12 protein-coding genes are annotated in these 12,904 nt (G+C 64.8%); 8 read left to right on the top strand and 4 right to left on the bottom strand.

Annotation, left to right across the window (positions count from 1 at the left end; translation table 11 throughout):
* Nucleotides 1–10: 10 nt before the first annotated feature.
* The gene (locus LB526_RS04585) at nt 11–778 is read right to left on the bottom strand and encodes a GntR family transcriptional regulator (RefSeq protein ID WP_140846317.1); all 768 of its coding nucleotides are present in this window, start codon (nt 776–778) and stop codon (nt 11–13) included.
* Nucleotides 775–1,647 (bottom strand): ROK family protein, encoded by an 873-nt coding sequence (locus LB526_RS04580; RefSeq protein ID WP_224626471.1) that lies wholly within the window; start codon nt 1,645–1,647, stop codon nt 775–777. Before LB526_RS04580 ends, LB526_RS04585 begins: the two co-directional genes overlap by 4 nt.
* Nucleotides 1,648–1,925: 278 nt before the next feature.
* Between LB526_RS04580 and LB526_RS04575 the strand changes: the two genes are divergently transcribed.
* Genes LB526_RS04575 through LB526_RS04565 form a run of 3 tightly spaced genes read left to right on the top strand, consistent with a single transcriptional unit; the run spans nt 1,926 to nt 5,004 of the window.
* Complete coding sequence (locus tag LB526_RS04575; protein WP_224626468.1) at nt 1,926–3,218, top strand: ABC transporter substrate-binding protein; 1,293 nt, start codon at nt 1,926–1,928, stop codon at nt 3,216–3,218.
* 38 nt (nt 3,219–3,256) lie between these two features.
* Nucleotides 3,257–4,147: a carbohydrate ABC transporter permease gene (locus LB526_RS04570; RefSeq protein ID WP_224626465.1), complete on the top strand. Its 891-nt coding sequence runs from the start codon at nt 3,257–3,259 to the stop codon at nt 4,145–4,147.
* Nucleotides 4,144–5,004 carry a carbohydrate ABC transporter permease gene (locus tag LB526_RS04565; RefSeq protein WP_224626463.1) on the top strand — a complete coding sequence of 287 codons (861 nt, stop codon included), beginning with the start codon at nt 4,144–4,146 and terminating at the stop codon, nt 5,002–5,004. Before LB526_RS04570 ends, LB526_RS04565 begins: the two co-directional genes overlap by 4 nt.
* A 14-nt stretch (nt 5,005–5,018) precedes the next feature.
* Here LB526_RS04565 and LB526_RS04560 read toward each other — a convergent pair whose 3' ends face one another.
* On the bottom strand, nt 5,019–5,609 hold the full coding sequence (locus LB526_RS04560) for a hypothetical protein (protein WP_224626461.1): 591 nt from the start codon (nt 5,607–5,609) through the stop codon (nt 5,019–5,021).
* A gap of 83 nt (nt 5,610–5,692) precedes the next feature.
* The gene (locus tag LB526_RS04555; RefSeq protein WP_224626458.1) at nt 5,693–6,877 is read right to left on the bottom strand and encodes a Gfo/Idh/MocA family protein; all 1,185 of its coding nucleotides are present in this window, start codon (nt 6,875–6,877) and stop codon (nt 5,693–5,695) included.
* Nucleotides 6,878–7,298: 421 nt separating this feature from the next.
* Between LB526_RS04555 and LB526_RS04550 the strand changes: the two genes are divergently transcribed.
* The 5 genes from LB526_RS04550 (at nt 7,299) to LB526_RS04530 (ending at nt 12,725) form a co-directional block, all read left to right on the top strand.
* Entirely contained in the window at nt 7,299–8,186 is an 888-nt protein-coding gene (locus tag LB526_RS04550; RefSeq protein ID WP_224626456.1) for a MurR/RpiR family transcriptional regulator, read from the top strand.
* 197 nt (nt 8,187–8,383) lie between these two features.
* On the top strand, nt 8,384–9,166 hold the full coding sequence (locus LB526_RS04545) for an SDR family oxidoreductase (protein ID WP_224626453.1): 783 nt from the start codon (nt 8,384–8,386) through the stop codon (nt 9,164–9,166).
* Nucleotides 9,142–10,689 carry a mannitol dehydrogenase family protein gene (locus LB526_RS04540; protein WP_224626450.1) on the top strand — a complete coding sequence of 516 codons (1,548 nt, stop codon included), beginning with the start codon at nt 9,142–9,144 and terminating at the stop codon, nt 10,687–10,689. Before LB526_RS04545 ends, LB526_RS04540 begins: the two co-directional genes overlap by 25 nt.
* 19 nt (nt 10,690–10,708) lie before the next feature.
* Nucleotides 10,709–11,620: a sugar phosphate isomerase/epimerase family protein gene (locus LB526_RS04535; RefSeq protein ID WP_224626447.1), complete on the top strand. Its 912-nt coding sequence runs from the start codon at nt 10,709–10,711 to the stop codon at nt 11,618–11,620.
* Nucleotides 11,621–11,672: 52 nt separating this feature from the next.
* Complete coding sequence (locus LB526_RS04530) at nt 11,673–12,725, top strand: ABC transporter substrate-binding protein (protein ID WP_411967109.1); 1,053 nt, start codon at nt 11,673–11,675, stop codon at nt 12,723–12,725.
* Nucleotides 12,726–12,904 lie beyond the last annotated feature (179 nt).

The following is a 12,904-nucleotide window of genomic DNA, read 5'->3' as shown; positions in this document are numbered from 1 at the left end:
GTTGATCGTGTCAGCTTCTGGTGTTTGGGAGACGGCCGGCGCGCAGCGTCGAGCGTATCTCGTAGCGGTCGCCGCGCATGATCGAGACGGTGAATTCGAACGGGCCGCGCTCGTCGATGGTGATGCGCTCGACGACGAAGGCGGGACTGCCCGCGGGCAGGTCGAGCAGCTCGGCGTCGGCGGCGCTGACCGCGCCGACGCGGTAGTTCTCGCGCGCCTCGGCCGGCACGATGCCGTACTGACGCTCCAGCGCCTCGTAGAGCGAGCCCTTGAGCAGGCCGGCATCGAGAAAGCCCGGCACGCGCGCGGCCGCCAGTTGCGCCGTCTGGATGCCGATCGGCTCGTTATTGCCGAGCCTCAATCGCCGGATCCGCACGACAGGGTCGCCCTCCTCGATCTCCAGCGCGCCGGCCGCCGCCGCACTCGCCGTCGTCAGGCTGCAGTCGAGCAGGCGCGAGCCGGCGACCACGCCGATATTGCCCATCTCCTGGGTGAAGGAGGTGAGCTCGCGCGTGCCGGCGACCAGCGTCGCCGAGCGCACGAAGGTGCCCCTCCCATGCTCGCGCCTGAGCAGTCCGCTTTCCTCAAGATTGCGCAGCGCGTGGCGAAGCGTGATGCGGCTGACGCCGAATAGCGCGCAGAGCCGGTCCTCGGCCGGGATCTGGTCGCCGGTCGCCCACTCGCCGCTCTTGACGATGGCGCGGATCGCCTCCTCGACCTGATACCAGAGCGGCTCCGGTCGCCTGCGGTCCGGCTGCTGAAAGCTCGCTTCGCTCATCGGATCTGTCTCCACCCGCTTCCCGCCTGTCCGGCAAGCGCAGCACCAACCAGGCCGGCGCGGGAGCCGAATTTTCCAGGCTTAAGTTCGATGCCGCGCAGATGCGGCGGCAATTGACGCCGTAGCGCCGCAAGCAAAGGCGGCGCGATCACATCCAGTACGTCGGCCAGGCCGCCCGAGACCAGGATGACGCCTGGATCGAGCAACCCGACCGCGCCGGCCAGCGCCGTGCCGAGTTGGCGCGCCGGCACCTCGAGCAGGGTCTGCGCGGCAAGCTGGCCCGCCTTGGCGGCGGCGATCAGCTGGCGGCTGTCGGCCAGTCCGATCTGTGCGGCAAGGGCGTCCAGCGCACGGCCGGAGGCGACACGTTCCAGCCAGCCGCTGCGATCCTCGCCGTGGTCCCTGACGTCGGCGCTGGCCCAGCCAAAGGAACAGGCGCCGCCATGCGCGCCGGCGACGATGCCGCCATTGGCCAGCACCGCTGAGCCAATGCCGGTGCCGATGGCCAGTAGGATCGCATCGGAGACGCCCTTGGCCGCGCCGTGCGCCGCTTCCGCCAGCAGCGCGATCTGCGCGTCATTGCCGACCGCCACGCGAAGGTCGGGAAACAGCGCCGCGACGTCGACGCCGTCGAGCCAGGGCAGATTCGGTATCCAGCGGCATGCGGAGCCCTCGACAAGTCCCGGCACGGCCAGCCCGAGCGCTTCGGCCTCGCCTGCGGCCGCAAGCGTGCGGACGCGCGTCACGAACGCGTCGAGGCTCGCCGGCGCCGACTCACGGACCTGGGGCACAAGTTCGCCGATATCGCCCGTATAGACCGCGGCGCGCAGATTGGTGCCGCCGAGATCGATGGCGAGAACCCGTGTCATGTATGGCGGCTCCGGTCAGCTTTTTCAGATGTCATTATAACGACATGATGCCGCTCGCAAGAGCCGCAAAGACGTCGACGGCTGCTTATTGATCGGTGATCGGCCAGAAAACCGCATCATATCCTTCTGATTTATTTACGTAAACTTGACTGGATCGACATAATCGAGTTTTTCATCTGCAAGCATGATCCGCACGTCCATGTGCGAGGGGGCTTGCGCCTTTGCTCAAAGTTGTCATAACGTCATCCACTCTGGTATGGCTTATGTGGAGGACGCCGATGTCGCTTGCCTGGATCTCGAAGCTTGGATTCGCCGCGGGGCTTATTGCGCTGCCCGCGACCGGCTGGGCGCAATCGGTCAACATCTCCTACCTGACGCATTGGTCGCCGGAGACGGTGGCCCTGCTCGAAGCGGCGGCCAAGGATTTTTCCAAGGAGCACCCGGATGTCGCCATCACCGTGCGCGCGGTTCCGTTCGGCGACCTCTTGACCACGCTGCGCTCGCAGGGCGGGTCCTCCGACGGTCCGACGATCGGCGGTATCTACGATCTGTGGCTGCCGGAACTGGCAAAGGACAAGCTCGTCGCCCCCGCTCCCGATGCGGTGGCAGCCGAGGTGAAGAGCGCCTGGCCGGCGGGCGTCGTCAGCGCCGCCTCGGTCGGCGGGACGCTCTACGGCATTCCGAACGAGATCGACGTCTACGCGCTGAACTACAACAAGGAACTGTTCAAGGAAGCGGGCATCGCCGCTCCGCCCAAGACCTGGGCCGAACTCAAGGATACCGCCGCGAAGCTGACCGACAAGGCCAAGGGCCAGCAGGGCTTCGGCATGATCAACTCATGGGCGGCGGGCGTGGTCCATCCTTTCGCCTCGCTGCTCGTCTCCAATGGTGGCAACCTGGTCAAGGACGGCAAGCCGGCGCTGGACAGCTCCCAGGCCAGCGAAACCTTCGCGCTCTATGAAGACTTGATAAAGTCCGGCGCGAGCAATCCGGCGATGGCAACGGCGGACGCCAACACCACGGGCCCGTTCCTCGACAATTTCGTCTCCGGCAAGACCGGCATGATCATAATGGCCAACTGGTGGGAAAGCGCGCTCAAGACCGGCATGGGCGACAAGTTCGCAAACATCGCCACAGCGCCTATCCCTGTCGGCCCGAGCGGCGACAAGCCGCATTCGATTTCCTATTCCTGGATGACCGTCGTCAACGCCAAGGCCGGCGAGGCCGAGCAGAAGGCGGCCTGGGAATTCCTTGCCTGGCTGAACAGCCCGAAGTCGGGCAAGAACGGCGCCTCGGCCATGTCCGACATATTGATGTCGATGGGCATCCTGCCGTCACGCACCTCCGACATCGAAGCGCATAAGGACAAGCTCGGTTCCGAATTCCTGTCCGGCTACGTCTCGGTGCTTGCCGATGCGCGCCCCTTCCCTGTGGTGCTCGGCGGCCAGGAATTCTCAGAATCCCTGCAGCAGACGCTCGAGGCGTTGCAGTATGGCCAGGTCTCGGCCAAGGATGCGCAGGCGAATGCGCAGGCCGACGCCACGTCGATCCTGGAGCGCGCGGCGAAATAAGCTCGGGTCTTTGACCCGGAGCCATCGGAAGCAGGTGAATGGCCAAAGCTTTTCGTGCCTCGGCGGGCATCATGCTTGCGCCCGCCGTGACATTGATCGGCGTGTTCGTGCTGCTGCCGATGCTGCTGACTGTGTGGCTGTCCTTCCAGGACTGGTCGACGCAGACGCCCTTTTCCGAGGCGAGCTTCACCGGCCTCGGCAATTTCCAGGAAATCTTCGGCCCGACCTCGGTCGGCCGTGATTTCAAGACGGCGCTGCTCAACACCGCAATCTACACCGCGCTGTCCGTCGTTCTCATCCTGCCGCTGTCGGTCGTCTTCGGACTGCTGGTCTACCAGCGCGACGTCGCCGGCGGCACGGCGCTGCGCACGGTGCTGTTTTCGACCTACATGGTGCCGATGATCGCGGTCGCGCTGGTCTGGTCGAAGCTTTATTCGCCGAGCGAGGGACCGCTCAACCAGCTGCTCGGCCTGGCCGGAATCGATCCGCAGCCCTGGCTCTCCTCGCCGCGCTCGGCATTGATCTCGATCGTGCTGCTCAACGTCTGGCAGCAGGTCGGCTATTTCACGGTGCTCGCCATCGCCGGACTGACGCAGATCCCCGGCAGCCTCTATGAGGCGGCGACGCTCGACGGTGCCAAGGGCCGCGAGCAGTTCCGCTTCATCACCCTGCCCCTGCTTCGCCGCACGCTTCTCTTCAGCGCCGTCATCGCCATCATCAACGCCGTGCAGGTGTTCGAGCCGGTGGCGCTGATCACGCAAGGCGGACCGGTCGGCTCGACCAATGTGCTGACCTACCATATCCGCCGCGTCGGCATCGAACGCGCGCAGGGCGGGTTGGGCTCGGCCATGGCGGTGATGCTGATGCTGTCGCTGATCGTCTGCGTTTCGGCGCTGTTTGCCTTCGCCAACCGCAAGGACAGCGAATGAGCGTGACTGCCCGATCACTGTCCCTTAGGCGCCCTTCGGGCCGCAAGGCGCTGCTTGCCACCGCAATGCTTCTGGTCGCGGTTGCCTCCGCCTTTCCCCTTGCTTGGATGGTGCTCTCCAGCCTGAAGACGCCGGCCGAGACCATGCAGGTGCCGCCGGTGTGGATCCCGCATACGCCAACCCTGGAGGCCTATGGCAAGGTCGCCGGCGTGATCAATGTCGGACGCTCGATGTGGAATTCCTTGGTCATCGCCACGATCACCACCGCCGGCATCCTGGTCACCAGCATGATGGCCGGCTACGCCTTCGCCAAATATTCTTTCCCCGGCCGCCCGCTGCTCTTCTCGCTGCTGATCGCCACCATGTTCCTGCCGCCGGTCGTGACGCTGATCCCGCTCTACCGCATGGTCGGCTCGATCGGGCTGAGCGCCAGCCTTGCCGGCATCATCGTGCCCAACCTCGCCAACGCCTTCGGCATCTTCCTGATGCGCCAGTTCATCGCCGGCGTGCCGGACGAGTTGATCGACGCCGCCCGCATGGACGGCGCTTCCGAGCTGCTCATCCTGTTCAAGATCGTGGCGCCGAGCGTGGCGCCGGCCATCGCGGCGCTGGCTCTGTTCGCCTTCGTCTATCACTGGAACAGCTATCTGTGGCCGCTGACCGTGCTGCAGGGCAACGCCGACGCCTATCCGATCGTCATCAGCCTGAGCCGGCTGCTCAGCTACAACCGCGGCGCCGTCAACACCGGCCTGGTGATGGCCGGCGCAACGCTCGCCGTACTGCCGCCGCTCATCCTCTTCGTCTTCCTGCAGCGCTTCTTCATCGATTCGATCGTGGGCTCGGCAATCAAGGGGTAGCTTGCGAGAGTCGCTCAGCCAGCCTCATCGACATTCGGCAATTCAAGCGCGGAACGTAGTAAGCCGCGATCCCGGCGGTAGAGAGTAGAATATGTGATCGGCTCCAACAAATCGGCGTGAGGCCGGAAATCCGCGATGCGCTTGTTGAAGGGTATGGTCCCGCAGCCTGGAACCAGACAATCCCGATTTCCCTTCGGACAGCGGTTGAAGGAGCAAAGCCGGCCAAGGTAACGGTCAGTGCCGGGCTCGAACAGGAAGACGTCGAGCTGATGGTCAGCGACACTGATGCCAAGCCCGGCCTCGAACGCCTGCCGCAGCGCCGCGGCGCCCTTACGGCGCAACTCGCCAAGCCGGTGTTGCGAGTCGACCCAGACAGCGAGGTCGAGGTCGCTGCATTCATGCCAAACTTCGATACGCGCGCGGCGGAAGTCGCTGAACCTCGGAATCTCCTTCCAGAGTGGTTTTGCCACTGATCCTATGACAGCGATCGCCTCGATCTCGGGGAACGCCATCCAGGACTGCGTGACGACATCGGCCGCTTGGCGGAATTCGCGCTGGCGCCGCAGGAGGTAACGGTTCTGCTCTTCGAACTGCGCGCGCTTCATGGTTAACCGAGGCAGCTTCATTCAACTGCGTTTGCGGCCATCGGAGACTGAGTTCGGCAACGCCGTCAAGAGTGCGACTGTCCTCACCCAAACCTCGCCGCCGTCCAAGCTCCTCCCGCCGCGTTCGACTCCACCGCGGCGGCGACAAACTTCACGCCGCGCGCGCCGTCGACGACATCGGGTACCTGCGCCGCGCGCGCGGCATCAACCGCACCGCCCGATCGATGCGCGCGAATAATCTCGGCGGCGTCGCGGTAGAAATTGGCGAAGGCCTCGATATAGCCTTCCGGATGCGCCGCCGGCATGCGCGAGACGCGCCGGGCTTCCGCCGTCGAGCCATGGCCCCCGCGCACCAGGGTGCGGGTTTCCTCGCCATAGGGCGAGAAGCGCAGTTCCTCCGGCCGCGATCCAAACCATTCGAGCCCGGCCTTCTCGCCATAGATGCGCACCGAAAGGTCGTTGTAGTGGCCGGGCGAGGTCTGGCTGGCGAGGATCGTGCCGTGCGCCCCGCCCGCCCAGCGCAGCAGCACATGCGCGTTGTCGTCGAGCCGCCGTCCCGGCACGGCGGTGAAGAGGTCAGCCGAAACCGCCTCGGCCTCGAAGCCGGAGACGAAGCTTGCCAGGTTGAAGGCATGCACGCCGATATCGGCGAGCACCGCCGACTGTCCGGCGCGCGCCGGATCGGTGCGCCATTCCGCCTGCTTCTGGCCCTCGGCGTCGATCGGCCTGGTTAGCCAGTCCTGGATGTAGGCGCCATGCACCGAAACGATCCGGCCGAGCTCGCCCGCCGCCACCATCTCGCGCGCCTGGCGCACCATGGCATAGCCGGTATTGTTGAGCGTGACGACAAAACGGCGCTGCTTCGCTTTTGTCAGCGCAACCAGCGCCTCGGCCTCGGCAAGCGTCGTCGACAGCGGCTTGTCGCAAATGACGTCTATGCCGGCCTCGAGGAACGCCGTGGCGATCGGCGCGTGCAGATGGTTGGGCGTGACGATGACGACCGCCTCGATGCCGTCAGCTCGCGCCGCTTCGGTCTTCGCCATGGCGTGGTAGTCGGCATAGCTGCGCTCCGGCGCGATGCCGATCTCCGCGGCGGAGGCTGCGGCATTTTCCGGATCCGAGGACAATGCGCCCGCGACCAGCGCGATCTGGTCGTCAAGCCGCATCGCCAGCCGGTGCACGGCGCCGATGAAGGCGTTGCGGCCGCCTCCGACCATGCCCACCCGGAGACGTTGACGCGAGGTTCCGTCAGCAGTTGCATAGACCATGCTTCGATTCCTCGCGGATAACTGTCATCGGCAGCGCGCGAGTATACGGGGCTTCCCACCAATTTCGAACAGTTTTTCCAGATTTCGTTTTGTAAAACGATCGTGCCGCACTAGGCTTGTAGGAAAGACGGAGGGTCTGGGTGATGAAGCGTCGGATGGCTGCCCTTTTTCCGGGCGCTGGAGCCGCCCCTCACCTGCCTGCCGGCATCCTCTCCCCGTATGGTGATGGAGAAAGGGGCGCTCTCATCACCGGTTTCGCCAATCGCCAGTGTCGCGGAAAAGGCGCCAAGGCTGCGGCCGCTCCCCTTCTCCCCGTCACCATACGGGGAGAAGGTGCCGGTAGGCGGATGAGGGGCGGCGCCAACGTAGAAAATTGGCGGTCTTCACCTTCCCGCGCGGTACTTCAAACCTGGCCCATGCCATGAGCGGCGTGCGAACCTCACCCGGCCAGGCCGGTGACAGCGCTCCCGGCAAACAAGGCCGTTCGCTGGCAGCACTTGGCTACACGAAACCGCAAACCTACGAGGAATTGCGGGCGGTGCTTGCGTCGGGGACCGTGCATTTCCCAAAACGGCTTCGCCAGGTGGCGATCTTCCTCTGGCAGCATCCGAGCGAAGTGGCGTTGGGAACGATCGCGCAAGTGGCGGACCAAGCCGGCGTGCAGCCTTCGACCCTGGTGCGCTTCGCGCAGATCTTCGGCTATTCCGGCTTTTCCGATTTCCAGCTCCTGTTCAAGGACCGCATGAAAGGCTCCTGGCCGGACACGCAAGGCGGCCAGGACAAGGCCGCGGAGCCGAACGCCAACCTGCATTTTCTCAATGGCATGATCGGCGCCTGCCAGACCTCGCTTGGCCGCATCGGCAATGATTTCGATATCGCGGCTTTCGAGACGATGATCGATCATCTGGCGGCGGCCGAGCTGATTTATGTCATCGGCAGCAAGCGCGCCTTCCCCGTCACCACCTATCTGTCGCTGACGCTCTCGCAGCAGGGCGTGCGCAACGTGCTGGTCGACAATGTCGGCTCGACCGCGCTCGACCAGGTCGGCTGCATCACGCCGCGCGACGCGGTGCTGGCCGTCTCCTTTAGCCCCTACAACTCGATCACGCCCGATCTCGTCGCCGTGGCGCATGAGCGCAAGGCGCGCATTCTCACCATCACCGACAGCACCTTTTCGCCGCTGGCAAAACTCTCCGACACCTGGCTGGAAGTGGTCGAGCAGGACTTCGGCGGCTTTCGCTCGCTTGCCGCCTCGCTCGCGGTCGGCATGGCGTTGGTCCACGGCGTCGTCGCGCAACGGACAGGCTGACAAGAGCAATTCCAGGAAAAGTGTGAGCGGTTAAGTTCGGCGTCTTCGCCGTAACCTTCCGTCCGGAATTGCGAAAGGCAAGGAGATAGAGCGGTTCACCGGTTCCATAGAAAACGGTGAACCGCTCTAGCACGATTGACTAAAGAGAACCGTTGTTCCATATTTGGAAAAATGGAAACTTTGTTCCGGGAGGAGGAATGGAGGTTCGTCTCGACGGCAAGGTGGTGCTGGTCACCGGCGCGACGCAAGGCATCGGCCGGGCGATCGCCGAGACGCTTGCTCGCTCCGGCGCCGCCGGACTGCTGATCACCGGGCGGGACCAGAAGCGTGGCAATCCTGTCACCGCCGAACTCTCGGCCATGGGCACTCCCGCCGCCTTCGCTGCTGCCGATCTCGGCGATCCCGAGGCCCCGGCGCTGCTGGCGCAAGCCTGCATCGACCACTTCGGTCGTATCGACGGCCTGGTCAACGCCGCCGGCCTGACCGATCGCGCTTCTTTCGTCGATGGCACGCTCGACAACTGGGCGGCGCTTTTTGCCGTCAACGCCCGCGCGCCTTTCTTCCTGATGCAGGCGGCAATCGCCGATATGAAGAAACGCGGACAGGGCGGCTCGATCGTCAACATCCTGTCGATCAACGCGCATTGCGGCTCGCCGGAGCTTGCCGTTTATTCCGCCACCAAGGGCGCGCTGGCGACGCTGACCAAGAACGCCGCCAACGCCCACCGCTTCGACCGCATCCGCGTCAACGGCATCAATGTCGGCTGGACCGACACCCCGGCCGAGCGCGTCATGCAGGCCGAGACGCTCGGCCACGGTCCGGGCTGGCTCGACGCGGCCAATGCGACGCAACCCTTCGGCCGGCTTTTCTCCGTGACCCACATCGCCAATCTTGCCGTCTTCCTGCTTTCCGACGCGGCGGGCCCTATGACCGGCGCGCTGATCGACCAGGAGCAATGGGTGATCGGAGCCAATCGGTGAGCGCCGAGAAGCTCAGCCCTGCCCTGCTCGGCCGATTGCCGTTAGAGGTCCGCAAGCCGGCTTACGACCGCGCTGCGCTGAAGCCAGGCATCGCCCATATCGGCGTCGGCGCCTTCCACCGTTGCCATCAGGCCGAATACACCGACGATCTTCTGGCGAAGGATTTCGACCGCTGGGGACTGGTCGGCATCAACATTCGCCCTCCCCTGCTGGCCGGCACGCTGGGGCGCCAGGACGGTCTCTACACGCGGCTCATCCGCCAGAACGACGAGGTCGAGGCGCGCGTCATCGGCAGCATCGTTCGCGTCGTCGACAGCCAGGACAGCGCGGCGCCGGCGCTGGATGTGCTCGCCTCGCCCGACATCGAGACGGTCACCATGACGGTGACTGAGAAAGGCTATTGCCACATCCCCTCGATCGGCGCGCTCGACCTCGACCATCCCGATATCGCGCACGACCTCGCCAATCCCGAGGCGCCGCGCAGCGTGCCCGGCATCCTGGCGCGCGCGCTGGAATTGCGCATGGCCACGCATGGCAGGCCGGTGACGCTGCTCTCCTGCGACAACATCCCGACCAACGGCATCATCCTCGGCAATGTCGTACGCAAATTCGCCGAACGGCGCGGCGGCAAGCTGGCGGACTGGATCGAAGCCAATGCCGCCTTCCCCTCCGCCATGGTCGACCGCATCGCTCCGGCGACCACCGCAGCCGATGTCGGTACGGTCGAGCAGCGCTTCGGCTACCATGACAGCGCGGTGGTGGTGGGCGAGCGCTTCCGCCAATGGGTGATCGAGAACCGCTTCGCCGGCCGCGTGCCGCGCTGGGATCTTGTCGGCGCGACCTTCGTCGACGACGTGACGCCATTCGAACACCTCAAGATGCGCGTGCTGAACGGCGCCCAGACGACGCTCAGCTATCTCGGCGTTCTGGGCGGCTTCGAGCACACGTTCGAGACGATTGCCGACCCGCTTCTGGCCCGTTTCGTCCGCCGCATGCTCACCGAGGAAACACTGCCGACGCTGATGCCCGTGCCCGGCATCGCGCCGGCCGCCTATGTCGAGCAGAGTCTGTCGCGCCTCACCAACACGGCGATACACCACCGCAACCACCAGATCGCCACCGACGGCTCGCAGAAGATCGTGCAGCGCCTGCTCAACCCGATCCGCGATCGGCTGGCGAAGGGCGAGGGAATTGCGCTCCTCTCGGTGCCGGTCGCCGGCTGGATGGCTTATCTGATCAAGGCTTCTTCCCGCTTCGGCCGCGCCTGGCAGGTGTCCGATCCGTTTGCCGACAAGATTGCCGCCATCGCCGACCGCATCGGTGCCGACAGCAAAGCGCTCGTCGATTCGATCCTCGCCATCGACGCTATCTTCGACCCGGCCTTGGCCGCCAACGCCAAATTCCGTGCCCATGTCGTCGCCGGGCTCGATGGTTTGCTTTCGGGCGATCCGATGGGCTTTGTCGGACAGGTCTGCGCTGGGCCAACCGATGCGCGGTTGAAGCAGCCGACGCGATCTGCATAGTTAGCAACCGGGAGGGATCATGAAGCTTGGACTGCTGACAGCACCATTCCCCGACACGCCGCTCGGCGAAGTCGCCGACTGGGCGTGCTCTACCGGCTTCGAGGCGCTGGAAATCGCCTGCTGGCCGAAGACTTCCGGCGCCAGCCGCCGCTACGCCGGCACCAGCCATATCGACGTGGACGTCCCGGGCGCTGAGGCCAAGGACATCGCGGCCGAGCTTGCCGGCAAGGGCCTGGCCATCTCAGGTCTCGGTTTCTATCCCAATCCGCTCCATCCCGACCAAGCGCATCGCGAAGCAGTGATCGACCATCTGAAGAAGGTGATCGTGCTTGCCAGCCGCATGGGCGTGCCGCTCGTCAACACCTTCTGCGGCGGTGACGCTTCGAAGACTATCGACGCCAACTGGGAAGATGCGCAGAAAATCTGGCCGGCGATCATCGCCCATGCCCGCGAGCATGGCGTAAAACTCGCCTTCGAGAACTGCCCGATGATCTTCAGCTATGACGAATGGCCGGGCGGGCACAACATCGCCTACTCGCCCTATGTCTGGCGCCGCATCCTGGAATCCTGGGGCGGCGATGTCGGCATGAACTTCGATCCCTCGCATCTCGTCTGGCAGATGATCGACAAGGAGCGCTTCATCCGCGAGTTCGGCGCAAACATGCTGCATGTGCATGCCAAGGATCTGATGATTGATCATGATGGTTTGTACGAGCGCGGAATCCTTTCCGCTGGCATAGGCTGGCAGGTGCCGCGCATGCCGGGGCTTGGGGATATCGACTGGAGCAGGATTTTTTCGGGCCTCTACCGGGCCGGCTATGACGGACCGGTCGTCATCGAGCATGAGGACCGGCGCTTCGAGGGGACGGATGAAAAGGTCAAGCGCGGCTTCCTGCTGGCCCGCGACGTGCTGCGCCCCTTCATCAAATGACGAAAGCTTGGCTCCGACTGAATCAGAGCCTGGAACCGAACTGAAAAGATCAATGTGGAGGAGTACTGAAATGAAAAGACATCTGACCGTGGCCTCGCTCCTTGCCGGCGCCGCGCTGCTTGCCTCGGCGGGCGCCTCGGCCGCCGCCGGCAAGTACACGATCGGCATTTCCAACACTGTGCAGGGCAATGGCTGGCGCGAGGAAATGATCTGTGCGATGAAGGCGCAGGCGCTCGCTTCGGGCGAAGTGGCGAAGCTCAACATCGCCCACCGCAACACCGACGCTGCCGGTCAGTTGGAAGACATCCGCAACCTGATCAGCGCCAAGGTCGACGCCATCGTCGTCAACCCGGCCGATCCGGCAGGCATCAAGGCCGGTCTCGAGGAAGCGACGAAGGCCGGCATCGTCGTCGTCGCCGTCGACCAGGCGGTGACCGAGCCGTCCGCCTACATCATCTCCAACAACCAGGAACAATATGCCTATCTCGGCGCCAAGTGGCTGTTCCAGCAGATGGGCGGCAAGGGTGAGGTGCTCTATATGCGCGGCGCCGCCGGCGCTTCGGCCGACTCGGACCGCGACAAAGGCTTCAAGAAGGCGCTCGCCGAATTCCCCGACGTGAAGGTCGCGCAGGAAGTCTTCACCGGCTGGCAGCAGGATCAGGCCAAGCAGCAGATCCTGTCCTTTCTCGCCACCGGCACCCCGATCAACGGCATCTGGACCTCGGGCATCGACAACGTCATCGTCGACGCGCTGGTCGAGCAGCAGGCGCCGATGGTGCCTGTGGTCGGCGCCGACAATGCTGGCTTCGTCGGCCAGTTGAGCTCGGTCAAGGGCCTGGTGGGCGCGGCCGTCACCAATCCCGGCTCGATCGGCGGCGCCGGCGTGACGCTGGCGCTCCAGATCCTCGACGGCAAAAAACCGGCGCAGCAGACCGTTCTGGTCGAACCGCAGCTTTGGGAAAACGCCACGGAGGAAGGCAAGGCCAAGCTGAAGAGCGTCGTCGATCCCTCGCTCAGCCCCGAATGGCCGGTCTCGATCTCGATCCCGGACTGGACGACCTACACCAAGGACCAGATCATCGCCTGCAAGGGCCCCGGCGAATAGGAGACGAGACGCCCTTCTGCCTTCTCCCCTTGTGGGAGAAGGTGGATCGGCGCGATAGCGCCGAGACGGATGAGGGGTGTTCCAGGAACGCCAACGTCCCACTCCGCTGGAACACCCCTCATCCGTCGCCTTCGGCGACACCTTCTCCCACAAGGGGAGAAGGAGGAGGTCAGCCGCGG

The sequence above is a fragment of the Mesorhizobium sp. CA6 genome (assembly GCF_020165035.1).
Classification (GTDB): Bacteria; Pseudomonadota; Alphaproteobacteria; order Rhizobiales; family Rhizobiaceae; genus Mesorhizobium.
The sequence above is the reverse complement of the archived record's forward strand: the minus strand, read 5'-3'. Positions and strand labels throughout refer to the sequence as shown.

Excerpts from the sequence above, each read along its gene's own strand:
- LB526_RS04585 (WP_140846317.1), bottom strand. The coding sequence starts at position 778 with ATGAGCGAAGCGAGCTTTCAGCAGCCGGACCGCAGGCGACCGGAGCCG.
- LB526_RS04545 (WP_224626453.1), top strand. The coding sequence starts at position 8,384 with ATGGAGGTTCGTCTCGACGGCAAGGTGGTGCTGGTCACCGGCGCGACG.
- LB526_RS04570 (WP_224626465.1), top strand. The coding sequence starts at position 3,257 with ATGGCCAAAGCTTTTCGTGCCTCGGCGGGCATCATGCTTGCGCCCGCC.
- LB526_RS04560 (WP_224626461.1), bottom strand. The coding sequence starts at position 5,609 with ATGAAGCGCGCGCAGTTCGAAGAGCAGAACCGTTACCTCCTGCGGCGC.
- LB526_RS04535 (WP_224626447.1), top strand. The coding sequence starts at position 10,709 with ATGAAGCTTGGACTGCTGACAGCACCATTCCCCGACACGCCGCTCGGC.
- LB526_RS04565 (WP_224626463.1), top strand. The coding sequence starts at position 4,144 with ATGAGCGTGACTGCCCGATCACTGTCCCTTAGGCGCCCTTCGGGCCGC.
- LB526_RS04575 (WP_224626468.1), top strand. The coding sequence starts at position 1,926 with ATGTCGCTTGCCTGGATCTCGAAGCTTGGATTCGCCGCGGGGCTTATT.
- LB526_RS04540 (WP_224626450.1), top strand. The coding sequence starts at position 9,142 with ATGGGTGATCGGAGCCAATCGGTGAGCGCCGAGAAGCTCAGCCCTGCC.
- LB526_RS04550 (WP_224626456.1), top strand. The coding sequence starts at position 7,299 with ATGAGCGGCGTGCGAACCTCACCCGGCCAGGCCGGTGACAGCGCTCCC.
- LB526_RS04530 (WP_411967109.1), top strand. The coding sequence starts at position 11,673 with ATGTGGAGGAGTACTGAAATGAAAAGACATCTGACCGTGGCCTCGCTC.
- LB526_RS04555 (WP_224626458.1), bottom strand. The coding sequence starts at position 6,877 with ATGGTCTATGCAACTGCTGACGGAACCTCGCGTCAACGTCTCCGGGTG.
- LB526_RS04580 (WP_224626471.1), bottom strand. The coding sequence starts at position 1,647 with ATGACACGGGTTCTCGCCATCGATCTCGGCGGCACCAATCTGCGCGCC.